Genomic DNA, 20,931 nt, shown 5'->3' on the forward strand with positions numbered 1-20,931 from the left:
GCTTACCAACTCCAATAGTTAAGTCTTTTGCGCATTTTAAATTGTCTAAGAAGATTAAGCGGTTTAGCTTTGAGCTTTTCATCACTATGCAACAGTTCATTGGTTGCGCAAAGTACTCGTTGGCTTGACTTACCATCTGCGTATGGGTGTAATTCTTGGCAAAAGGCTTCAATATTATCCACCAGTTCTTTTGGATAAGTTAGTGCATAGTCTATTGCGGCTTCAACGTTATTTTTATCTGTAATATCAAGTAAGTGTTTTTCAGGTGCTTTATTACAAAACGTTACAACCGGTTTTCGTTGTACCAAAAACATCAGTAATATGGATGAAGTATCGCACAGCATTACATCAGCAGATTGCAGTAATGGAATAACATTATCTGTTTCAACAAAGGTTAGATTGTCATTACTCAACGCTTGGTATTTATCAACCCACTCTTGCGGCATTTTCGGATGAAACTGAACTAATAGTCGCCATTTACCGCTTTCACTAAAGTGTTTTATTTGTTCATAAAGTTTAGGTGCAAGAGATAAGCGTTTTGAAAATGTAGAGCAGATCAATACCGTTGGGCGAGAGTCTGTTTCATCGATATGGCTAGGCTTTGAGTTACCGTTAAAGAATTGATCTAGGGGAGGCCAACCTGTTTCTACTACCTTAAAATAGCCCAGTTTTTTTTGTAACGCCGTAAACGGAGCCGTCGTATTTGGGCCTTGCGTACAATATAAATCAAAACATCCCCGAACTTTAAAGTGATCGTTTTGGCCTTTTTTGTTTAGCTTTCCTGCATCAAAGCCGTGAAAAACAGCTACTTTCTTTCCTGGGAAAAATGTAGGGATAGAGTTCGCTGGTGCAAAGGTTGCGTCAGGCGCCCATTGGTTTATCTCATGAATAGAATTTAGTGTTTTTTCATCACTTTTCAAAAAGTCAGGGTTAACATTATCACCCTCTAAGAACCATTTAACTTCCCCTCCTTGAGCTAATATTTCTGCTTGCAATGGCCTTAAAATAGCATAGGAATAATTTTGAGAAATATACATTAGATATTTCTTATTCTTAGTGGCAGTTAAATAGTTCAAGCTAGCTCCTTAGGGCAAGTAATTATGCAAGTTTACCCCAATGCGTCAGCTAGATAAATATTCTGAGATGATTTGTTTTTAGCCTAAGATTGAGCTTTGTGGTTGCCTAGATTATTATAGAGCGCCTAACCCCAATTCCATACTTTGCTCTTTGAGCATGCCAAACCCCGGAGATAGCATGACTAGCTATAAAGTTTTAGACGTAAACGATGACTTACCCATTCGTACTAAAGGTAAAGTACACAGTGGCAAAGTGCGTTCAGTTTATTGGTTAACCGATGCAGATAGCAAACGCTTAATAAATGAAAAAGGCTATAATGTTCCTGCCGATACTGAATTAGCCATTATGGTTATTTCAGACAGAATTTCTGCTTTTGATTGCATATGGCAAGGTGAAAATGGCCTAAATGGCGTTCCTGGTAAAGGGATTGCATTAAACTCAGTGGCTGCTCATTGGTTTAACATGTTTAATGAAGCCGGTTTGGCGGGTAATCATATTGTTGATATTCCTCATCCATACGTATGGATTGTTCGTAAAGCCAGTACAGTTAAAGTTGAAGCAATTGCTCGTCAATATATTACCGGCAGTATGTGGCGCGACTACGCCAAAGGCGAAAGACACTTTTGTGGTTTGCAACTTCCAGAAGGCTTAAAAGCGAATCAAAAGCTTGAGCAAGTACTTATAACTCCTTCTACTAAAGGTATTATAGAAGGGGTTGCTGATATTCCTGCCGTAGATGATGTAAATATTACGCGTGAAAATATTACGAACAACTTAGATGTTTTCAATTTTAAATCGGCTGACGATGTCACCAAATATGAAAAATTATTGGTAGAAGGGTTCGAGCTAATTAGTAATGAGTTAGCTAAGCTTGGCCAGATTTTCGTTGATACCAAATTTGAATTTGGTTACGTAGAAGATTTAAATGGTGCTCAGCAGCTTATTTATATTGATGAAGTAGGGACACCAGATTCATCGCGTATTTGGGATGAAGCATCTTATAAGAATGGCAAAATTGTTGAAAACTCAAAGGAAGGCTTCCGTCAGCTGTTAATTAATAACGTGCCAGAGAGTGATGTATTATTAAATAAAGACCGTATGGCTGAGCGTGAGCAGCTAGCAAAAGATTATATTTTACCTGAGTCAGTAATGCTTGAAGTGTCTGACACTTATGTGGGTATTGCTAGCAAAATTGTCGGTAAAGAGATCGTTATACCCAATGATCCGCGCCAAGAAGTGATTGCAATTTTAGATACTGACTACGGTTTAATTAATCACTAACGAGCAAGTTAATCTTAATGATAAAGCTTGTTTCAACTAGTGAAAAAGTATTTATTTTAACTAACTGAGCTATAATTCTTGCAATTAGTGCTCGTCTCTAATTAACTTAACCTATGGTGAATATTTAGGTGTGATTATGTTAGAGCGAGCAATGCAAGTTATTGCAAAACGTCGTTATTTATTAGTACTGGGTGCATTGTTTAGTGTATCGGCGTTTGGCAATACCATTAATTTGGTTATTAAAGATCAGCATGGCCAAGTATTGCCTAATGCTGTAGTAGAAATAAATCATTTACCTTCCTCAAAAGCTACGGGCAATTTACCCACGGCGGTAATGGATCAAGTTGATAAACAGTTTTCACCGCAGCTGCTTATTGTACGTCAAGGTCAGTACGTAAACTTTCCAAATAGCGATAATATTCGCCACCATGTATATTCTTTTTCAAAAGCAAAGCCTTTTCAATTAAAGCTCTATTCTGGCCAGCCAGAAGAACCCATTAAGTTTGATAATCAAGGGGTTGTTGTTCTTGGCTGCAACATCCACGACTCTATGGTGGGCTATATTTATGTTGCTAACAGTAATCATGTGTATACCAGCAACGAGCAAGGCCAGATAAAACTACAAGTTGACTCTTTTCCTGTGCAAGCCAGTATCTGGCATTCACTGCAAACAGCGACTTTGGATAATAAAAAAATGTTTGATATAAAATCAACCAGCCCGGTATCAATCACTATAAATACGTCTACGCCTGCACCACGTAACACCTTTGGCAGTCAATTTAGGGAAGGTAATGGGCAATAATTTACGTAGTCGTATAACAACGTTATGCGTTGGCTTGGTGTTACTTACAACTTTACTCAGCTTAGTGAGTTTTTGGTGGTCTACGAGTAAGTTTCAGGCAGAAAAAGTACAGCAAAATATAACGGTTGCGCAAAGCGTTTATAAGCAATATTTAAAATCAAAAGAGAGCTTGCTATTAACTGCTGCAAAGGTGTTAACCGCTGATTTTGGTTTTAAGCAGGCAGTTGCTACTCGCGATGCAGCCACCATTAGTAGTGTATTATACAATCATAGCCAACGGATCAATGCCGATTTAATGCTGTTGCTCGATTTATCGGGGCGGTTAGTGTCTGCTAATGTGAATGCACAAAATTTTGCAGATAACCTACAGCCCTTGATGGATGAATTATTAAATAATTCTGAACAATCGAGCTTTGTAGTGTTAAATAATCAGCTCTATCAAGTAATATTATTGCCAGTTAAAACCCCCAGAACCATCGCTTACAGTTTAGTCGGGTTCAAAATCACATCGGCTGTGACTACTGAGCTGAAAAGCTTAACCGGTATGGAGGTTAGCTTTGTTGCGCAATTAGATAGTTTTGCAGCAAGCTCGTTTGCACCTCAACCTGAAAAATTTCAACCTATAGAATACTTTGAAAATAAAACTACAGCTCGTTTTTTTGCTGAATATTTGGCCTATGAAAATCAACAAATAGCTTTACCATCTTTGCAATCACACCCGGTCACCTTACTACTAAGTGCTGATTTAACCTCAAGTTATCGAGATATTGAGCAACTATTGCTAACGCTAGTTACATTGGCCGTGTTAACCATGTTATTTGGTGTGATCACCAGTAGTTTGCTTGCCAATAACTTAACCAGCGGACTTACACAGTTAGCGGTTATCGCAAGGCAATTTGCCAAAGGTGACTACCGTTTTAAATTTGAAGGTAAAAAACAAAGCAGCGAAATAGCAACGCTAGTCAGCGCCTTTAATAACATGGGTAATGATATTAATAAGCGTGAGCAGCAAATCAGTTTTCAAGCACATCACGATACCTTAACAGGGTTTTATAACCGTTCAGCTATGTTAGATTTATTAGCAAAGCAGCTCACTAAAGATAGATGCTACACGCTTGTTGCTATTGATATAAAAGGCTTAAGACACATAAACGACAAGCTTGGTCCGCAAGTAGGAGATGAGTGTTTAATTGCGGTGGCAAACCGTATTCGTCAATTCTCTGATGAGCTTGGTGGATTTCATGCACGAATTGGCGGCGATGAGTTTTTAACGGTTTACCCCAGTGTGGAGGTTGACCAAGTAAAATGTGCTGTAGCCGATTTGATTGAGCAATTACAGGCACCTTACCAGATTAAAAGCTTAAAAATAAGTTTGCGTTTTAACGCTGGGATTGTGCAGTACCCTGGACAAGGCGTTAAAGCGGACGATTTAATGCGGCGTGTACTCATTGCTGTTGATGCGGCTACAACAAGCCAACAAAGCTTACATTACTACCAAGATGGTGAAGATGAGGCGCACTTAGACCGTTTAATCATGCTGGATGAGCTCAAACAAGCGATTGATGATGATAACGGGCAACTGTTTATGACTTATCAGCCTAAGTTGAATATTAAAAGTCAGAAAATTGATAAGGTTGAGTCACTTATTCGTTGGCAACGTGATGATGGGAGTTGGGTTTCGCCTGAAGTGTTCATTGATTTAGCTGAGCAGTCAGGATTAATTGTGGAACTAACTGCCTGGGTTGTCGATACAGTTATTGCGCAAATAGCCGATTGGTATAAAAAAGGGATTCACTTACAGGCAGCCATTAATGTGTCAGCCCAAGATATTGCGCATGCGGGATTTCATAATTTATTGGTCGCGACCTTAAAGAAATATCATGTAAGCCCAAGTTCTGTCACTATTGAGTTGACGGAGCGCGATATGATCGAAAATGAAGCTCAAGGTATCAAAGCGTTAGAGAACTTAAAAACTATCGGTGTTAAAATATCATTAGACGATTACGGTGTCGGGCAAACATCATTGGGGCGATTAAAAATGTTACCTATTGATGAGCTTAAGCTAGATAAATGCTTTATTTTAACTTTGCATGAGTCACAAAAAGATCAATACATAGTGCGCTCGTCAATTACACTTGGGCACCAACTTGGGTTTTCAGTGGTGGCCGAGGGCGTAGAAACGGCAGCGTCTTTATCATTGCTTCACGAAATGCAATGCGATCATGCACAAGGTTACTACTTGAGTCGTCCTTTAAAAGCACAACAACTAGAACAATGGTTAGAGGAATATCAGGGTGTACATTAAATTTTTACTGAGCATGACACTCTTATTTTGCAGTACGCTAACTGTAGCTGCAACGGGAAAACTATTAGCAACACCGGGCGTGTCTCAAGTTGAAGGCAGTGCAGGAGGGGGGTTAGTTCCTTGGGCGCAGCTAGCAGGTTATGCTAGTGAGGACGAATGGGCTGTTAATGGCTTTTGTAGTCGTGCTGATGTAACAGATTACCGCCTAGATGCCTGTGGTGTGCAGCTTAACCTATTTAATCGTGTTGAACTGAGTTATGCAGTGCAGCAGTTTGATGTGCCTGCGCTCAATACAGAAATAGAGCAGTCAATTTCTGGGGCAAAAATTCGTTTATATGGTGATATAGTATACAGTAAGTGGCCCCAGCTAAGCATGGGTGTACAGCATAAATCACTGGATGATGGCACAGTTGCAAAGTTGGTTGGCGCAAAAAAGACCAGTGGTACAGATGTGTACCTAGCAGCCAGTAAATTACATTTGGGCGCACTTGCTGGGTACAACTGGTTTTGGAATGTGACCACCCGTTACAGTAAAGCCAATCAGTTAGGGCTTTTAGGATATGGAGGGGCTAATGAAGGTAGCCATATTTTACTAGAAGCAAGTAGTGCGGTGTTTGTAAGTCGTGAACTTGCTATTGGCATTGAGTATCGACAAAAAGCCAATAACCTAGGTTTAGGCGAACAAGATTGGCGCGATTTATTTATAGCGTGGATGCCTAATAAACACGTCAGTGTAACGGCGGCCTATTTAGACTTAGGGCGGATTGCTGGTGTTGACAAACAAACCGGCTGGTATTTATCGGTTACGGGGTATTGGTAATGAAACTGAGTGTATTTATTTTTTGTTGTTTAAGCTTACTTTCAGGGTGTACAACACAACCTAACACTTCTCTGTATCACCAACTTGGCGAGCGAGCTGGGCTTGAAAAGTTAACTGACAGTTTTATTGCCCAAATAGGCAATGATAAACAAGTGTTTCATTACTTTGAACACAGTAATATTAGCCATTTTCGACAAGGGTTTATTAGTCATTTATGTTCGCTGGTTGAGGGTCCTTGTGAATACAAAGGCGACTCGATGGTTGCGATTCATACAGGTATGAATATAAATGAAAAAGACTTCAATCACGTTGTCGATTTATTAATAAATGCAATGAACGAGCAAAATATCCCACATACAGTGCAAAATGAAATTTTAGCTAAAATGGCGCCACTGCGTGGCGAAATTATTAAGATTTAATTTTTATAATCAAATGCATACATGTAAAAATATGCCTGGTATTACTCACTTGTAATTTTGGCAAGATCCGCAGTTTTATATCGTCTTTGCATATGAATACTCGATCTATGAATTAAATTTCTGATAAATGTACTGCGGTTGGAATGAGAGCCTGCATTAGCGCTTGTTATTTCACTAATAAAGCTTCGATCTTCGGCAACAGGATAGGGTTTTATGCCTATCATATTTAGGCCTACTTCAGTGTGAAACTGCATATCGACATCCACCGGTCTAAAAAACGGTTTTCTTTGCAGTAGTTTTTTAGCGCCGCTTAGTGAAATGATGTAGCCTTGAGTGCCGTTTGGTGCTTTTTTATAGTTGCCAACTGTTAGATTATTTTCTAATAGCGTACTGTCAATAAATGGAAAGTTTCGATTATCAGATAACTTGATTAAATCCCAGTTTTTTAATTTAAGCGCCGCATCAACAACATCTTTAAGTGAAGCTTCAATGAAAAGGTCATCCTCTAATACAACACAATAAGCGATATTTTCATCGACCATTTTTTGCCAAAGGCGCATATGGCTTACATAGCAACCAATTTCACCTGCAGATAGGTTGCGATTGTAACGTTTTTTATTTTTTTTCGGGCAATACCACTTGAGGATTTCTTGTTCACTAAGGTTTTTGCCAATGGTCGCTTCAAAACGTTCAGCATTTAAGTGTAGACTGGTAAGTCGCTTTAGGGTTGTTTCCCAACGGTCTTCGCAGCCTTGCATATTGATAATGTAAAAAGGGATTGGCATAATTTTATTTTATTTAGAAACCTCAAAGCAGCTATTTTAGCATTATTATAATTTGTAACCAGTCTAAATTCTGTTTATAAACAGGCTGTAATAATATATAGCTATTTCATTTCCTTAAATTTGGCAAGACGATGAAAAACATAGTCAGTGCAAAATGGTTACATGCGCGTTTAGAGCAAACTAACTTAGTTATTTTTGATGCAGGTATGCTACGCCCCTCAGCTGCAGGGGAGTACTCGCCCGTTGCTATGCTACCCAAAGCACAACGGTTTGATATCAAAAAAGAGCTCGCAGATACTTCAAACCCATTACCCAATACCTTGTGTAGTGCAGAGCAATTTACTCAGGTGATGCAAAAAGCAGGCGTTAATCACGACTCATTGGTGGTGATTTATGAAGATGCGGGGTTATTCAGTGCAGCTAGAGCCTGGTGGATGTTTAAAGCCATGGGGTTTAATAACGTAAAAGTGCTCAGTGGTGGTTTAGCCAAGTGGCTTGAGCTGGGGCTTGCGGTTGAGTCAAACTATACACAAGCATCACTAAAAGGCGACTTTATTGCTCATTACCAACCTGATTACTTTATTGATAAAAAACAGGTGCTAAGTGCTACTAAGGATGCCAATACAGTTATTTTAGATGCGCGTGCTTATGAGCGCTTTACCGGTAAAAATAAAGAGCCAAGAGCGGGTATGCGCAGCGGCCACATTATTAATAGCTACTCGCTACCTTTAAGTAGTTTATTAGAAAATGGCGAGGCAAAATCACTCGACTTTATACAAACACAGTTTAGTGAATTAGTCGGTAATGCAACCCAGATACAGTTTAGCTGCGGTTCGGGTGTTACTGCCTGTGCGCTTGCACTGTTCGCTGATGAATGCGGATATAATAATTTAAGTGTTTATGACGGATCGTGGAGTGAGTGGGGCGCTGATAGCTCACTGCCTATTGCTGTGGGTGGCTAATTTAACTATAGGGACAATTTTTACACCCGTTTTTGCAGCAAGTACCACGTTTTAAAAAATACCACTTACTAAACACCATGTAATTATTCTGCATGGTGTAATCTAAGCCTTCAATTAAATTATCATGGCTTCTAAATTGTTTAGCAAAAGCGATTTGAGCTTTTATTGGTTGAGTGTATATAGTCTCTAAATAGTTATTTATTTTAGTAAGAGTACATAAGCGGCATAAGCAGCTGGTTGCTGTATCATCGAGTGGTAAAATAGCAGGTAACTGATAACACCAACATGCGGTTATATCATTAACATTACAGTTAAGCGTTGTATTACATTGGCTGCAGTTTATCTGGGTCATTTTAGGTCTTATTAACAGTAGAGCAGCAAGAATAACAAACATTATGAATATACAAAAAGCATTGGCTGAATTTATTACATTTGGCGAGCAAAGAGATAGTGCCATTAGTGTGATTGTTTCAACCGCAGCAAGCAATAAAATCTACCTGTACACACTCACAAAGCCTGTACTAATTAATGTACTTACGCGTTGTTTCAATAAAGAAATTGATATTGACGATTTACAGCTGTGGGCAAATGTTATTGAGTCGCGAGATGACATAAATTGCGCCGAGCATGAAGGCGTTATTTACGCGCTAAGTAATAGCGAGCAAATGGGCGAGTTGACTCATCAAAAGCTCGCACAGTTGTTAAAGCTGTTACAACAGTAGCAGGTGGTTATCAGAAAGTATGAAAGGTTTTAAGCAACAGTTTTCAGATGTTAGTAACCACTACTGGGCTAATCTCTAGCTGACACCTGAAACCTAAAACCTGTTCTTAAAGTTTACTTATGATAGCTCAAGCAAGTTTCTACTTCGTCTTTAGAGCCTAAAATAACCGCAACTCGCTGATGGATAGCATCAGGCTGAATATCCATAATACGCTCAGTGCCTGTTGAAGCAATACCACCTGCTTGCTCTACTAGCATTGCCATTGGATTTGCTTCATACAGTAAACGCAGTTTATTAGGTTTATTAGGATCTTTAGTGTCAGTTGGGTAAGTAAATAAACCACCACGGCTAAGTACACGATGAACATCGCCAACCATTGCAGCAATCCAACGCATATTGAAGTTTTGAGCGCGAGGGCCTGTATCTCCGGCAAGTAAGTCATTAATGTAGTTTTGCATCGCTGGTTCCCAGTGGCGCTGGTTAGAGGCGTTAATTGCAAATTCATTAGTTTTAGCAGGAATAGCGGCAAAATCTTGAGTAAGTAAAAAGCTACCTTGGGTTTTATCTAAGGTAAACATGCGTGTACCTTTACCCGTTGTTAGCGCAAGCATAGTTGATGGGCCATACAGTACGTAACCTGCAGCCACTTGTTGATGCCCAGGTTGCATAAAAATCTTTTCATCAGCAGCATCTGAGCCCACAGGTGCTTTCATAATAGAAAAAATAGTACCTACAAGTGAGTTAATGTCGGTATTTGACGAGCCATCAAGTGGATCAAATGCAACAATGTACTCGGCATCTGGGTTACCGGCAACAGTATAATCTTCTTCTTCAGAGGCAATCGCTTTAACTGTACCTGACTCCAGCAATATATCTTTTAATAACTGATTAGACAGTACATCGAGTTTCTTTTGTGTTTCGCCTTGAATATTTTCATCGAGGGTTGAGCCTAATACGCCCGATAATTCACCTTGACCGACGCGAAATGAAATTTCTTTACATGCCGCTAAAATAGTACGAATTAACGACAAAAGTTCTCTTGAACAGCCATCTTCTAGTAATACTGGTGGGAGTCTACGCATTCTTTTTTCCTGATAACGTGTTAAAACTAATCATAATGTGAGAGAGATTAGTTTAGAGCGCTGAAATTCGTCTTAAATAACTGTATTGTATAAATAACCCCCTATAATGGGGTACCTACATCGCATTTAAAACGCTAATAACAAAGATAAGATTATGCAAAAAATATCACGATTAAGTTACATACTCTTTACTGTGCTGCTCTGTATGATAACTCAAGCGCACGCAGCAATTAAGTCTATTGACGAATTTACTGAAAAAATGAACCATTTCCCTGGTTATTTTTCTTTCTTTTACGATACCCAAAACGGCAATGTGTATTTAAAAGTTGATAAACTTGAGCAACAATTTTTACTACAGCATAGCTTGCCTTATGGCGTTGGCTCTAACGACATAGGTTTAGATAGAGGCCAATTAGGCGGTACCTATTTGGTACAGTTTGAGCGCTTTGGCAACAAGGTGATGTTACGTGCCGTAAATACTTACTACCGTGCAAACACGAGTAATATAGCAGAGCAGCAAAGCGTTAAAGAAGCATTTGCATCCAGCATTTTGGCGGGTTTTAAAGTTGTCGCTCAAGATGACAATGCTGCATTAATAGATTACACCCCTTATTTACTGAGTGACGTACATGGCGTAAGCCGTACTTTAGCTGCGCGCAAGCAAGGGCAGTTTAGCCTTGATGAGTCACGCAGTGCGGTATTTATGAATCGCTCAAAAGCATTTTTGAAAAATACTGAACTTGAAGCCATTCTCACCTTTAAAGGGTCTAAACCAGGTAAATACGTTCGCCAAGTGAGTGCTGATCCTTACGCTTTGAGTGTGCACATGCACCATTCACTTATTCAATTGCCTGATGATAATTACACGCCACGAAAATTTAGCCCGCAATCGGGTTATTGGAGTGTGGAGCATAAAAATTATGCAGCAGGGCTCGATGAGTCTATGTACGTGCGTTACATTCCGCGTCATCGTTTAGCAAAAAAAGATCCAAGCCTAGCAGTTAGTGAGCCGATAGAGCCTATTGTTTATTACTTAGATCCAGGGGTACCTGAACCAGTAAAAACGGCTTTATTAGATGGCGGGCAATGGTGGAATGACGCTTTTAATGCTGCAGGCTATAAAAATGCCTTTAAAGTTAAAGTGCTACCAAGTAATGCAGATCCTATGGATGTGCGCTACAACGTTATTCAATGGGTGCATCGTGCAACCCGAGGTTGGTCTTATGGCAGTTCAATTATAGACCCACGTACAGGTGAAATTATTAAAGGCCATGTGACACTAGGGTCGCTGCGAGTGCGTCAAGATATCCTTATTGCTGAATCACTCGCTGCGCCTTATTTAAAAGGCAATGAAGTGGCTGGTACTTTACATGCAATGGCACTTGATCGTATTCGTCAGCTCAGTGCTCATGAAATTGGTCATACACTGGGTATTGCGCACAACTTTGCTGCGTCAGTAAATAATCGAGCTTCGGTGATGGATTATCCGCATCCGTTATTGAGCTTTGCAGATAATGGTCAGTTAGACGTATCTGATGGTTATGCTAAAGGTATGGGCGCATGGGATACGCAAGTGATCAAATATGGCTACAGTGACTTTACCGGCCAAGATGAAAGCGAAGCACTCGCTGCTATTTTACTGCAAAATAAAGCACAAGGTTTGGCGTTTATTTCTGACAGTGATGCCCGTGCCAAAGGTGGGGCGCACCCTACAGCGCATCTTTGGGATAATGGCAGTAATCCAAGTGAAGAATTACTTAGAGTGCTTGATGTGCGAAAGCAAGCGCTCGGGCAGTTTGGTATTAACAATATAAAAACTGGGGTTGCACTGTCGCAGTTAGAAGAAAAGCTAGTGCCACTTTACTTGTTCCACCGTTATCAAGTTGAAGCGGTTGCAAAGCTTATTGCGGGCGTTGATTATGACTATGAAATTCGCAGTGACGCACCCGTTAAAGGCGCCCAAGTTGTAGCTAAAGAGGCTCAGCAACAAGCAGTTAATGCTATTTTAGCCACCCTAAAAGCAACTAATTTAACGCTGCCAGAGTCGATACTGTCTTTGATTGTGCCAAAGGCGTATGGCGAGTCTAAATCACGAGAAAGTATAGTGGGCCGTACCGGTTTGACTATGGATGCACTTGCATTGCCTGAAGTGGCGGCGCAGCATAGTTTATCGCTATTACTAAATGCTCAACGATTAAATCGATTAGCGCAGCAACAAGCACGTGATAACCGCTTTTATAGCCTAGATGAGTTACTTAAACAGTTAAACAAACAGGTATTTAATGTATCAGCACCTGCCACCATGACAGGAAAAGTAACACAGCGAGTACAGTACTTAACGGCAAAAACCATGGCTGATCTTGTGGCTAACGACGGTTTAAGCCCTGAAGTGCAAGCGCAACTACATTTCTATTTAAGCAAGCTTGCTGATGAGTTTAATCAGCACTCTTTGCTAGGCCATCCTGAAGTGGGTGACAGTGCATTTAAAAATTATTTAGCGTCGCAAATTAATCAGTTTTTAACAACAGGGCAGTGGCCTGACAATTTTAAAGCCCTGCCAATACCACCAGGCTCACCTATTTAATAGTACAAGCCAGAGAATAAAGGCGCTGTGTAAACGTTACGTTTCATGGTGCCTTGTTTTTAGGCTGTTACTTTTGCTTGCATAAAGTTGGTTTTTTGTTAATCTAGCCACCCCCTATTTTAGTCTTTTTGAGGTGTTTATGGCGTTTTTATCTCGTTCGATATTGGCGTTATCAATGGCACTTTTAAGCTCCAATGCAATCGCACAAAAACAATGTGATGTTGAACTTCGTCATGGTTTAATTATTACCGATGATGTGATCCGTATTGTTGATAAAGGCCAAACAAGGGTGCAAATTAACAATAATAATCAATTGTTTATTCGAGGCTACTGGGTCGATTTAAGCACCGACGAAAGCAAAGTGCTAGAACAATTTAGCAATGGTATTCGTCAAACAGTTCCTGAGTTGGTTGATTTAGCAACCGATGGCGTTAACCTAGGACTCAGTGCTATTGAGCATGTTGTTGAGGGCATGTCAGATAAAGAACCCGAAGTGCTAAAAACGCAATTACAATATGTAGAGCGCGCACTTATGGATAAGTTTAAACGTGGCGACGATTTCTTTTTTATAGCCCCTCAATCGCTTTCCCAAATTGATGATTTTTTTACTAAAGAAATTAGTCAAAAAATACACTCCGCAGTACATGGCTCTTTGGGTGCTATTTTAATGTCGCTTGGGGATGCGTTTAAATCTCGAGAAGGCAATATAGAAGACCGCATGAACGACATGGGGCAACGCATGGATATCATCACCAAAGAAATCGATAAGTCGTTACAGAAAAAAGCCCATCAATTAGAACTTAAAGCCTCTGAATATTGTGAATGTTTAAACTCTCTAGATATTACTGAGTCTCGGCTGCAAGCGATTGTACCTGGGATGACAGACTTTGATTTAGTTCAGATTAAATCGTAAGAACAGAGATTAGGCAAGATTATAGAGGGCAACGAGCAACGAGCCTAGAGCGGCAGATGAACAGCCTGAACCTCGCCCGAAACCATTTCCTAACACCTAAACAACCTCACAGTTTTATCTCTGCGGCAGTTAATGGGCGGTATTCACCTGCAGCCAAATCTTCACCTAACTTTATACCCGCAATTTGTTCACGATGTAGTTCAACTACTTTGTTATCTACCGCTGCTAGCATGCGTTTCACTTGATGGTACTTCCCCTCAGAAATCGACAAGCGTAAACCATAATTCCCTAAGCGCTCAGCAATAGCAGGGCGAGTTAAATCTTTTTCATTGTGAAGCTGCACACCGTCGCGTAATTGCTGCAGTGCATCATCGGTAATCGGCTCTTGGGTTTCGACTAGGTAGGTTTTAAACTTATTCTTTTTCGGCGAGGTAATTTTATGTGACCACTCGCCATCATTAGTAATAAGCACTAGGCCTGTGGTGTCTATATCTAAACGCCCGGCAATGTGAAAGTCGGCCATGTTTGGCTCATCAAGCAAATCAAATACGGTTTTGTGTAACTCATCTGAATTAGCGCATACATAACCTACCGGCTTATTGAGCATAAAGTAGCGTTTACCTAAAAACACTAATGGCTGATCATGAAATAACACGTCATCTTGTTGAGTAACTTGAAAGTCGAATGCCGTGATCACCTCGCCATTAACGCTAGCCGCTTGGCTTTTTATTGCTGCGCGGGCTTTTGAGCGTGGTAACTCTGCTAAATGGCTAATAAATTTATCTAAACGGCAAGGAAATTTCATGTTGTTCACATTTTTAGTCGGCTACAATGGCCGCGAGTATAGCGGATAGTGAAATACCATGACAGAGCCCAGCACAGAAATTTTAAGCCTGTACCATAACAAAGTTTCATCAGGAGAGCTTGAGTTCGATGCGGCGCAGCACCAAGCTGTGAGTGCGTTACAGTCTTTAAGTGAGCAATTAAATCAGCCTGCAAGCTGGTGGAAAAAAGCACCTTCAACAAAGGGAATATATTTATATGGCCCGGTTGGTCGAGGTAAATCTATGTTGATGGATTTATTTTATGAAAACTTACCTACAGAGAAAAAGCAGCGCCTGCATTTCCATCATTTTATCGAAAAAGTTCATGCTCAACTAGCCAAGTTACAAGGAGATAAAAATCCGCTGCAAATAATTGCTAAACAGTGGGCCAAAGAGATAAAGGTACTGTGCTTTGATGAGTTTTTTGTTAGTGATATTGGTGATGCCATGATCATGGCTCGGTTATTTAACGCTTTATTTGAACAAGGCGTGGTGCTAGTAGCAACCTCTAACGCAAAACCCGAGCAACTTTATTACAACGGTCTGCAACGCGCGCGATTTTTACCAACTATCGATTTAATAAATGAACATTGTCGTGTAATTAACGTAGCGGGGGAGGAAGATCACCGCTTTAGATACGGCAGAAGTAGTCGTCATTATTTTATTAACTTGCCCGATGCTGAATTTGAGGCTGGGTTTTTATCCGTACATTCTCAAGCAATGCGTAATAATACAATAACTGTGCATGGCCGAGTGCTTCCTTATTTATTAAAAACTGACGATGCTTTACTGATTGATTTTATAGCATTGTGCTCAGGCCCTCGTAGCGCCAATGACTATATGTTTTTAGCAGAACAGTTTTCGGTAGTATACATCGCGAATGTGCCAATAATGGGAAAAGAGGCAACTGGTAAAGTTATTGTGCATGGTATAGAAGATAGCTATCAGCGCGAAAAGCAGCAGTTAGATGAGCATACACTCGATGATGAAGCTCGGCGTTTTATTGCCTTAGTCGATGAGTTTTATGATTGCCACAAATTACTGGTAATTAATGCCCAGGCCGACATAAACGAGTTATACCAAGGTAAAAAATTAAGCTTTGAATATGCGCGAACCCAGTCACGGATTGTAGAAATGCAAAATTGGTAAGTACAACATTAAAACACCGCATTTAATTTAAATGCGGTGTTTTAATTTTAAGCTGATAACTTAAAGAAGCCTTTATGACTTATATCCATTTGGATTATTTGATTGCCAGCGCCAAGTATCTTGCATCATAACATCAATGCCGCGCTCGGCTTGCCAGCCTAGTTCACTAAGCGCTTTTTCTGGCGCAGCATAACAGGATGCAATATCACCAAGGCGACGAGGTGACACCGCATAAGGGATAGCTTGGTCGCTAGCCTTAATAAACGCATTGACCATTTGTAATACTGAATAGCCGTTACCGGTACCAAGGTTATAAATAAGTGCGCCGGTTTCTGCGGCTATTTTATCAAGCGCTTTTAAATGCCCTAAGGCTAAATCTACAACGTGAATGTAATCGCGTACGCCAGTACCATCTACCGTGTCGTAATCATCGCCAAATATAGCGAGCTGCTTTAATTTACCAACCGCAACTTGTGAAATAAAAGGCAGTAAATTATTAGGAATGCCATTAGGATCTTCACCAATTAAACCTGACTCATGGGCACCAACAGGATTAAAGTAGCGCAAAATAGCAAACGCAAAGCGCTCATCTGATTTAGCGATATCTTGCAGCATCATTTCAACCATTAGTTTAGACGTACCATATGGGTTGGTTGTACCGCCAACGGGGAAGTCTTCGCGTATTGGTAAGCTTGCAGGGTCACCATAAACTGTTGCAGATGAGCTAAATACCAGTTTAAACACACCCGCGTCACGCATAGCATCAACTAGTGTTAATGTGCCTTGTACGTTATTTTGATAATACGCGATTGGTTTTGCTACCGACTCACCAACCGCTTTTAAACCTGCAAAATGAATTACACTATCAATGTTATGTTTTGCAAATACTGAGTCTAAAAAGGATTTATCTAAAATATCACCTTGATAAAAAGTAATTGCTTTACCGGTTATTTTTTTCACTCTCTCAAGTGATTCTTCAGAGGAGTTACTTAAGTTATCGATAACGATAACGTCGCTGCCTTGCTGTAAAAGTTCTAAAACGGTGTGTGAGCCAATATAGCCTGCGCCACCGGTTACTAAAATTGCCATTGATGCTCCTTGGAAACCCCTGTTCAATTACCCTAATTTCACCATAAATAATGAGTTTTTACATGTATTATTTTATTTGCTTTGTAATAGTATGATCGTAAACCGTACTTTCGATTACATTTTGTGCAATTTTAATAACACCTCAGCGTAAAGATTAAGTTATAGTTCATATGTAATTGCTAAAGTAATGTATAGCGATTTGTAAAATATTCAATTGATCACAATGATCAAAATACTCGTTGGAGAAACGTATGAACTTAGTTAAAAAAATAGCAATGTTGATGTGTATTGCACTACCGAGTGTTGTTTGCGCGGGTGAGGCTCAAGTTAAATGGCATGACTTTAATGATTATCGCGATGTACGCCCATCCAACCAAACTAAAGGCTCATACCATAAGCAAATAGCCAAAAGTATTGATGAACACTTTGCAAAGCTCAGCGAGCAACTTCCTAAAAACTACAGTTTAAAAATTGAAGTAACCGATTTAGATTTAGCCGGAGACGTACGCTATGGCGGTGTTAACGAAATCCGAGTGGTAAAACCTATTCACTTTCCACGCATTGAATTTAATTATGTGCTCAATGATGAAAGTGGCGTTGTCGCACAAGAAGATAACGTAAGTTTAAAAGATATGGGTTTTATGGATAAAATTAAAATGGGTCGAGATGAAGCATTTTACTACGAAAAACGCTTATTAACAGAGTGGTTTGGTGAACAAATTTTACCGCGTATCAAGTAAGCTAAAGCTAATAATGCAAAGCATCTACTTTGGTAGACGCTTTGCAAAGCAGTCGCTCATTTTTATTTAAAGGTCGCTAACAAGGTTAATAAGTTTTGTAGTTTAATAACTGCTTGTTTTAGCTTTTCTTCGTCTAAACCGTCGGTTGATAAGCTTTCTACATCAGCGGCAACGTCTAAAACGTACGGCTTAAAGCGTTTAGCTTCAAAGCTAAATCCAGCGTCCTCGGCAAATAAGGCTTTAAATTTTCCGTGGCCTTGCTGTTGTAACTCATCGAGTTTTTTATCAGCATCAAGCGCCTGACGGTAAACAATTTTTAAGTTGGCGTTGAGTTGTTCAATTATAGAATCCATGGTTTTCCTAAAGCTTAGTGCAATGTTGCCGATAAATACTTAAGTGGGTTGGTAAAGTAATTTACCAATTCAGCGACTATAATACGTGTATTACATTTAAATGTCAGGTGTGAGTTATGAATATATCAGGTGGAAATCTACCTACAATCCCTGGTGCAGGCCAAGGCGCAGAGGTTTTAACTGCTGCTTTATCTAAAAAGCAACAGCAAGCTGATGGCGCCGCTGCACTTGCGCTTATTGAAGGTGCTACACAATCCTCAAGTGCACAAACACCGGCTAAGTCGGTTACTGCAACACTTGGGAATAATGTAAACGTTTATGTTTAAACCAATTTGAGGTCGATAGGGGTTTTACTTTTTTGGCCTCCTATTTCTCTAACTAGTTTAGGCACTAAAAATCCTGGCAGGGTCTCTAAAAGCTCTGCCATTATTTTTATGGCTTGTGCCTCATCTATATCAAAATGACTTGCGCCTTCTACTTTATCTAGTAAGTGTAAGTAATAAGGCAATACATTTGCATCAAACAACGCTTCACTTAAGTTTATTTGCGCATCAACTGTATCGTTCACGTCTTTTAAAATAACCGCCTGATTTAATAGCAGTACATTGGCTTGTTTTAGCATGTTCATGGCGTTTTTAAAGTCACTATCTATTTCGTTAGCATGGTTAATATGATTCACGAATATAATTTTTAGTGGTGACTTTGCTAATCTTTCACATAATTGTTCAGTAATGCGTGCAGGGATCACAACGGGTAAGCGGCTGTGTATGCGCATCCGTTTTATTTGTGGTATTTGCTCAAGCTCATCTAAAAACCAACTAATAGCATCGTCTTTGGCCATTAGTGGATCGCCACCACTTAAAATCACTTCGTTAATATTTTTATCAGCTTTTATATAGCTCAATGCATCAATAAGGCTGCGTTTATTTAACTGGTTTTCTTGATAAGGAAAATGGCGTCTAAAGCAGTAGCGGCAATTTACCGCACAACCAGTTTTAAACATGACTAAAACACGCGACTTATATTTATGTAACAGACCTGGTTGATTGTTATCTTGCTCAAGTAGCGGATCTTTATTAAACCCTGATTTAGTTAAAAACTCTTGATGGCGAGGCATAACTTGCAGCAATAAAGGATCATTTGCATCGCCGTGACGAATTTTTTTTATAAAAGGCAATGGCACACGAACAGGAAACAAGCTACGAGCTTTTATGTCGTTTTCATGGACTTGGCTCGATAAACCAACCATTTCTAACAACACTTTTGGGCAGGTAACTACATTTGCTAATTCTTTTTGCCAGTTTTTATGCAAATTTGCTTCATTTCTTTGTATCATTGGCACGTAGATTACTCGAAAAATATAAATAGAGGAAACGATGGCGAATTATAGCACCAACGAGTTCAAGGGCGGCCTAAAAATTATGATGGACGGCGAACCTTGCAGTATCTTAGAAAATGAAATGGTAAAACCGGGTAAAGGCCAAGCGTTTAACCGTGTTCGTATCCGTAAGCTTATCTCTGGCAAGGTACTTGAAAAAACCTTTAAATCGGGTGAATCGGTTGAAGGTGCTGATGTAATGGATACCGATTTAGCGTACCTATATACAGACGGTGAATTTTGGCATTTCATGAACAATGAAACATTTGAACAAATCGCTGCTGACGAAAAAGCACTGGGCGATGCTGGAAAATGGTTAGTTGAAAACGATGTATGTACTATTACATTATGGAACGGCAGCCCAATTGCTGTAACTCCACCAAACTTTGTTGAGCTTGAGATCACTGAAACTGATCCGGGCCTTAAAGGTGATACAGCGGGCACGGGTGGTAAACCAGCAACGCTTAGCACAGGTGCTGTAGTACGTGTTCCATTATTCGTACAAATTGGCGAAGTAATTAAAGTAGACACTCGTAATGGTGAATACGTGAGCCGTGTTAAGTAAGCAGCAACGCGTCTTATTAATTAAATCCCGGCTTAAGCTGGGATTTTTTTTGGAGAAAATATGTCAGCAGATCTTTGGAAGCCGAGTGCCAGCATAGAAATACTTAAGCAACGCGCAGCAATTATGCGCAGCATTCGGGAATTCTTTTATGAGCGTAATGTAATGGAAGTCGAAACACCGAGTTTAAGTGCTGCCAGTGTAACCGATGTACATTTAGCCAGCTTTAATACTACATTTGTGGGCCCAGGCCATGCTGGTGGGCTACCCCTGTTTTTACAAACATCTCCAGAGTTTGCGATGAAACGCTTGTTAGCGGCCGGCTCAGGCGCTATTTTTCAGCTTTGTAAGGCATTTCGAAATGAAGAAGCGGGCAGTCATCATAATCCTGAATTTACTATGCTCGAATGGTATCGGCCTGGGTTTGACGAATTTGCTTTAATGGACGAAATAGATCAGCTGATGCAGCTCATTCTTGAGGTTGCTCCTGCAGAGCGCGTTACCTACCAAAAGGCATTTGAACGCGCGTTAGGGGTCGATCCATTAACTGCCTCTATCACGCAGTTACAACAACTCGCATGCGAACATGGCTTTGCTGATATTGCTAAAAACGAGACTCATAAAGATACCTTGCTGCAATTATTATTTTGTATGAAAGTAGAGCCGACTATTGGCCAAGAAATTCCCTGTTTTGTGTATCACTTTCCAGCATCACAAGCGGCACTGGCACAAATTTGTGAACACGATGAGCGAGTAGCAGGGCGCTTTGAGTTGTATTATAAAAATATGGAACTGGCTAACGGCTTTAATGAGCTCACTAATGCTAAAGAACAAGCAAAAAGGTTTAACGAAGACAACACCTATCGTGCTGCTAACAGCTTAAAGCAAGTTCCTATTGATACGCGTTTAATTGCGGCATTGGAACATGGTTTAGAGCAATGTGCGGGGGTTGCATTAGGGATTGATAGACTCGTGATGCTAGCAACCAATAAACAAAAAATAAAAGAAGTGATTGCGTTTGATGTGGCAAGAGCTTAGGTGAATTATCGCTTCGGGTGACTGGCGACGAGCTTCGGGCGGCGAG

Annotated in this window: 22 protein-coding genes; 14 read left to right on the forward strand and 8 right to left on the reverse strand. The window is 40.1% G+C overall.

Going from position 1 to position 20,931, the window contains the following annotated elements; all coding sequences use genetic code 11:
- Positions 1–2: 2 nt before the first annotated feature.
- On the reverse strand, positions 3–1,037 hold the full coding sequence (locus QL989_RS11015) for a CDP-glycerol glycerophosphotransferase family protein (protein WP_290170508.1): 1,035 nt from the start codon (positions 1,035–1,037) through the stop codon (positions 3–5).
- Between the two features lie 217 nt (positions 1,038–1,254).
- Between QL989_RS11015 and QL989_RS11020 the strand changes: the two genes are divergently transcribed.
- From QL989_RS11020 to QL989_RS11040, 5 genes are all read left to right on the forward strand, one after another.
- On the forward strand, positions 1,255–2,358 hold the full coding sequence (locus QL989_RS11020; RefSeq protein ID WP_198522468.1) for a phosphoribosylaminoimidazolesuccinocarboxamide synthase: 1,104 nt from the start codon (positions 1,255–1,257) through the stop codon (positions 2,356–2,358).
- A 136-nt stretch (positions 2,359–2,494) separates the two neighbouring features.
- Positions 2,495–3,160 (forward strand): methylamine utilization protein, encoded by a 666-nt coding sequence (locus tag QL989_RS11025; RefSeq protein ID WP_290170512.1) that lies wholly within the window; start codon positions 2,495–2,497, stop codon positions 3,158–3,160.
- Positions 3,150–5,465 (forward strand): EAL domain-containing protein, encoded by a 2,316-nt coding sequence (locus QL989_RS11030; protein ID WP_290170514.1) that lies wholly within the window; start codon positions 3,150–3,152, stop codon positions 5,463–5,465. The genes QL989_RS11025 and QL989_RS11030 overlap by 11 nt, the downstream gene beginning before the upstream one ends.
- Positions 5,455–6,285, forward strand: a complete 831-nt coding sequence (locus tag QL989_RS11035; protein ID WP_010390498.1) for a DUF3034 family protein — start codon at positions 5,455–5,457, stop codon at positions 6,283–6,285. Before QL989_RS11030 ends, QL989_RS11035 begins: the two co-directional genes overlap by 11 nt.
- A complete protein-coding gene (locus QL989_RS11040; RefSeq protein WP_054202515.1) occupies positions 6,285–6,704 on the forward strand; it encodes a group 1 truncated hemoglobin in 420 nt (139 codons plus the stop codon). The genes QL989_RS11035 and QL989_RS11040 overlap by 1 nt, the downstream gene beginning before the upstream one ends.
- 41 nt (positions 6,705–6,745) lie before the next feature.
- On the opposite strand, the gene QL989_RS11045 is transcribed toward QL989_RS11040, so the two are convergent.
- On the reverse strand, positions 6,746–7,489 hold the full coding sequence (locus tag QL989_RS11045; RefSeq protein ID WP_075170515.1) for a glycosyltransferase family 25 protein: 744 nt from the start codon (positions 7,487–7,489) through the stop codon (positions 6,746–6,748).
- Between the two features lie 131 nt (positions 7,490–7,620).
- Here QL989_RS11045 and QL989_RS11050 point away from each other — a divergent pair, with 131 nt between their 5' ends.
- The gene (locus QL989_RS11050; protein ID WP_262976929.1) at positions 7,621–8,451 is read left to right on the forward strand and encodes a sulfurtransferase; all 831 of its coding nucleotides are present in this window, start codon (positions 7,621–7,623) and stop codon (positions 8,449–8,451) included.
- Between the two features lies 1 nt (position 8,452).
- Here QL989_RS11050 and QL989_RS11055 read toward each other — a convergent pair whose 3' ends face one another.
- The gene (locus QL989_RS11055; protein WP_290170520.1) at positions 8,453–8,803 is read right to left on the reverse strand and encodes a DUF5522 domain-containing protein; all 351 of its coding nucleotides are present in this window, start codon (positions 8,801–8,803) and stop codon (positions 8,453–8,455) included.
- 43 nt (positions 8,804–8,846) lie between these two features.
- Between QL989_RS11055 and QL989_RS11060 the strand changes: the two genes are divergently transcribed.
- Entirely contained in the window at positions 8,847–9,173 is a 327-nt protein-coding gene (locus QL989_RS11060; RefSeq protein ID WP_008115457.1) for a hypothetical protein, read from the forward strand.
- A 113-nt stretch (positions 9,174–9,286) separates the two neighbouring features.
- On the opposite strand, the gene QL989_RS11065 is transcribed toward QL989_RS11060, so the two are convergent.
- Positions 9,287–10,255 (reverse strand): class 1 fructose-bisphosphatase, encoded by a 969-nt coding sequence (locus QL989_RS11065; protein WP_008115459.1) that lies wholly within the window; start codon positions 10,253–10,255, stop codon positions 9,287–9,289.
- 154 nt (positions 10,256–10,409) lie between these two features.
- On the opposite strand from QL989_RS11065, the gene QL989_RS11070 reads away from it, so the two are divergent.
- A complete protein-coding gene (locus tag QL989_RS11070) occupies positions 10,410–12,839 on the forward strand; it encodes a zinc-dependent metalloprotease (RefSeq protein ID WP_290170524.1) in 2,430 nt (809 codons plus the stop codon).
- 139 nt (positions 12,840–12,978) lie between these two features.
- Entirely contained in the window at positions 12,979–13,752 is a 774-nt protein-coding gene (locus QL989_RS11075) for a YggN family protein (RefSeq protein WP_010390508.1), read from the forward strand.
- A gap of 106 nt (positions 13,753–13,858) precedes the next feature.
- Here QL989_RS11075 and rsuA read toward each other — a convergent pair whose 3' ends face one another.
- The gene (rsuA, locus tag QL989_RS11080) at positions 13,859–14,557 is read right to left on the reverse strand and encodes a 16S rRNA pseudouridine(516) synthase RsuA (protein WP_290170528.1); all 699 of its coding nucleotides are present in this window, start codon (positions 14,555–14,557) and stop codon (positions 13,859–13,861) included.
- Between the two features lie 58 nt (positions 14,558–14,615).
- On the opposite strand from rsuA, the gene zapE reads away from it, so the two are divergent.
- Positions 14,616–15,725 carry a cell division protein ZapE gene (zapE, locus tag QL989_RS11085; protein ID WP_290170530.1) on the forward strand — a complete coding sequence of 370 codons (1,110 nt, stop codon included), beginning with the start codon at positions 14,616–14,618 and terminating at the stop codon, positions 15,723–15,725.
- Between the two features lie 72 nt (positions 15,726–15,797).
- On the opposite strand, the gene galE is transcribed toward zapE, so the two are convergent.
- Entirely contained in the window at positions 15,798–16,814 is a 1,017-nt protein-coding gene (gene galE / locus QL989_RS11090) for a UDP-glucose 4-epimerase GalE (protein WP_290170532.1), read from the reverse strand.
- A gap of 251 nt (positions 16,815–17,065) precedes the next feature.
- Between galE and QL989_RS11095 the strand changes: the two genes are divergently transcribed.
- Positions 17,066–17,554: a DUF3016 domain-containing protein gene (locus tag QL989_RS11095; RefSeq protein WP_290170535.1), complete on the forward strand. Its 489-nt coding sequence runs from the start codon at positions 17,066–17,068 to the stop codon at positions 17,552–17,554.
- A 62-nt stretch (positions 17,555–17,616) separates the two neighbouring features.
- Here the strand turns inward: QL989_RS11095 and QL989_RS11100 are convergent, their stop codons facing one another.
- Positions 17,617–17,907 (reverse strand): prephenate dehydrogenase, encoded by a 291-nt coding sequence (locus QL989_RS11100; protein ID WP_290170537.1) that lies wholly within the window; start codon positions 17,905–17,907, stop codon positions 17,617–17,619.
- 116 nt (positions 17,908–18,023) lie between these two features.
- Here QL989_RS11100 and QL989_RS11105 point away from each other — a divergent pair, with 116 nt between their 5' ends.
- Positions 18,024–18,233: a hypothetical protein gene (locus tag QL989_RS11105; RefSeq protein WP_008115467.1), complete on the forward strand. Its 210-nt coding sequence runs from the start codon at positions 18,024–18,026 to the stop codon at positions 18,231–18,233.
- Here QL989_RS11105 and epmB read toward each other — a convergent pair.
- Entirely contained in the window at positions 18,230–19,243 is a 1,014-nt protein-coding gene (gene epmB / locus QL989_RS11110) for an EF-P beta-lysylation protein EpmB (protein ID WP_178956829.1), read from the reverse strand. The genes QL989_RS11105 and epmB overlap by 4 nt on opposite strands.
- 40 nt (positions 19,244–19,283) lie before the next feature.
- Between epmB and efp the strand changes: the two genes are divergently transcribed.
- Together efp and epmA are read left to right on the forward strand one after the other, a co-directional pair.
- Entirely contained in the window at positions 19,284–19,850 is a 567-nt protein-coding gene (efp, locus tag QL989_RS11115) for an elongation factor P (protein ID WP_010390517.1), read from the forward strand.
- A 60-nt stretch (positions 19,851–19,910) separates the two neighbouring features.
- A complete protein-coding gene (gene epmA / locus QL989_RS11120; protein WP_290170538.1) occupies positions 19,911–20,885 on the forward strand; it encodes an elongation factor P--(R)-beta-lysine ligase in 975 nt (324 codons plus the stop codon).
- The last annotated feature ends 46 nt before the right edge of the window (positions 20,886–20,931 follow it).

Origin of the sequence: Pseudoalteromonas sp. APC 3224 (assembly GCF_030407535.1) — a bacterium.
In the GTDB taxonomy this organism is placed as follows: domain Bacteria; phylum Pseudomonadota; class Gammaproteobacteria; order Enterobacterales; family Alteromonadaceae; genus Pseudoalteromonas.

What these genes read in the sequence shown, in the direction of transcription:
- QL989_RS11025 (WP_290170512.1), top strand. Translation starts at nt 2,495, where the DNA reads ATGTTAGAGCGAGCAATGCAAGTTATTGCAAAACGTCGTTATTTATTA.
- zapE (WP_290170530.1), top strand. Translation starts at nt 14,616, where the DNA reads ATGACAGAGCCCAGCACAGAAATTTTAAGCCTGTACCATAACAAAGTT.
- QL989_RS11065 (WP_008115459.1), bottom strand. Translation starts at nt 10,255, where the DNA reads ATGCGTAGACTCCCACCAGTATTACTAGAAGATGGCTGTTCAAGAGAA.
- QL989_RS11050 (WP_262976929.1), top strand. Translation starts at nt 7,621, where the DNA reads ATGAAAAACATAGTCAGTGCAAAATGGTTACATGCGCGTTTAGAGCAA.
- QL989_RS11075 (WP_010390508.1), top strand. Translation starts at nt 12,979, where the DNA reads ATGGCGTTTTTATCTCGTTCGATATTGGCGTTATCAATGGCACTTTTA.
- QL989_RS11020 (WP_198522468.1), top strand. Translation starts at nt 1,255, where the DNA reads ATGACTAGCTATAAAGTTTTAGACGTAAACGATGACTTACCCATTCGT.
- efp (WP_010390517.1), top strand. Translation starts at nt 19,284, where the DNA reads ATGGCGAATTATAGCACCAACGAGTTCAAGGGCGGCCTAAAAATTATG.
- galE (WP_290170532.1), bottom strand. Translation starts at nt 16,814, where the DNA reads ATGGCAATTTTAGTAACCGGTGGCGCAGGCTATATTGGCTCACACACC.
- epmB (WP_178956829.1), bottom strand. Translation starts at nt 19,243, where the DNA reads ATGATACAAAGAAATGAAGCAAATTTGCATAAAAACTGGCAAAAAGAA.
- QL989_RS11070 (WP_290170524.1), top strand. Translation starts at nt 10,410, where the DNA reads ATGCAAAAAATATCACGATTAAGTTACATACTCTTTACTGTGCTGCTC.
- QL989_RS11060 (WP_008115457.1), top strand. Translation starts at nt 8,847, where the DNA reads ATGAATATACAAAAAGCATTGGCTGAATTTATTACATTTGGCGAGCAA.
- QL989_RS11030 (WP_290170514.1), top strand. Translation starts at nt 3,150, where the DNA reads ATGGGCAATAATTTACGTAGTCGTATAACAACGTTATGCGTTGGCTTG.
- rsuA (WP_290170528.1), bottom strand. Translation starts at nt 14,557, where the DNA reads ATGAAATTTCCTTGCCGTTTAGATAAATTTATTAGCCATTTAGCAGAG.
- QL989_RS11055 (WP_290170520.1), bottom strand. Translation starts at nt 8,803, where the DNA reads ATGACCCAGATAAACTGCAGCCAATGTAATACAACGCTTAACTGTAAT.
- QL989_RS11015 (WP_290170508.1), bottom strand. Translation starts at nt 1,037, where the DNA reads ATGTATATTTCTCAAAATTATTCCTATGCTATTTTAAGGCCATTGCAA.
- epmA (WP_290170538.1), top strand. Translation starts at nt 19,911, where the DNA reads ATGTCAGCAGATCTTTGGAAGCCGAGTGCCAGCATAGAAATACTTAAG.
- QL989_RS11045 (WP_075170515.1), bottom strand. Translation starts at nt 7,489, where the DNA reads ATGCCAATCCCTTTTTACATTATCAATATGCAAGGCTGCGAAGACCGT.
- QL989_RS11040 (WP_054202515.1), top strand. Translation starts at nt 6,285, where the DNA reads ATGAAACTGAGTGTATTTATTTTTTGTTGTTTAAGCTTACTTTCAGGG.
- QL989_RS11105 (WP_008115467.1), top strand. Translation starts at nt 18,024, where the DNA reads ATGAATATATCAGGTGGAAATCTACCTACAATCCCTGGTGCAGGCCAA.
- QL989_RS11100 (WP_290170537.1), bottom strand. Translation starts at nt 17,907, where the DNA reads ATGGATTCTATAATTGAACAACTCAACGCCAACTTAAAAATTGTTTAC.
- QL989_RS11095 (WP_290170535.1), top strand. Translation starts at nt 17,066, where the DNA reads ATGAACTTAGTTAAAAAAATAGCAATGTTGATGTGTATTGCACTACCG.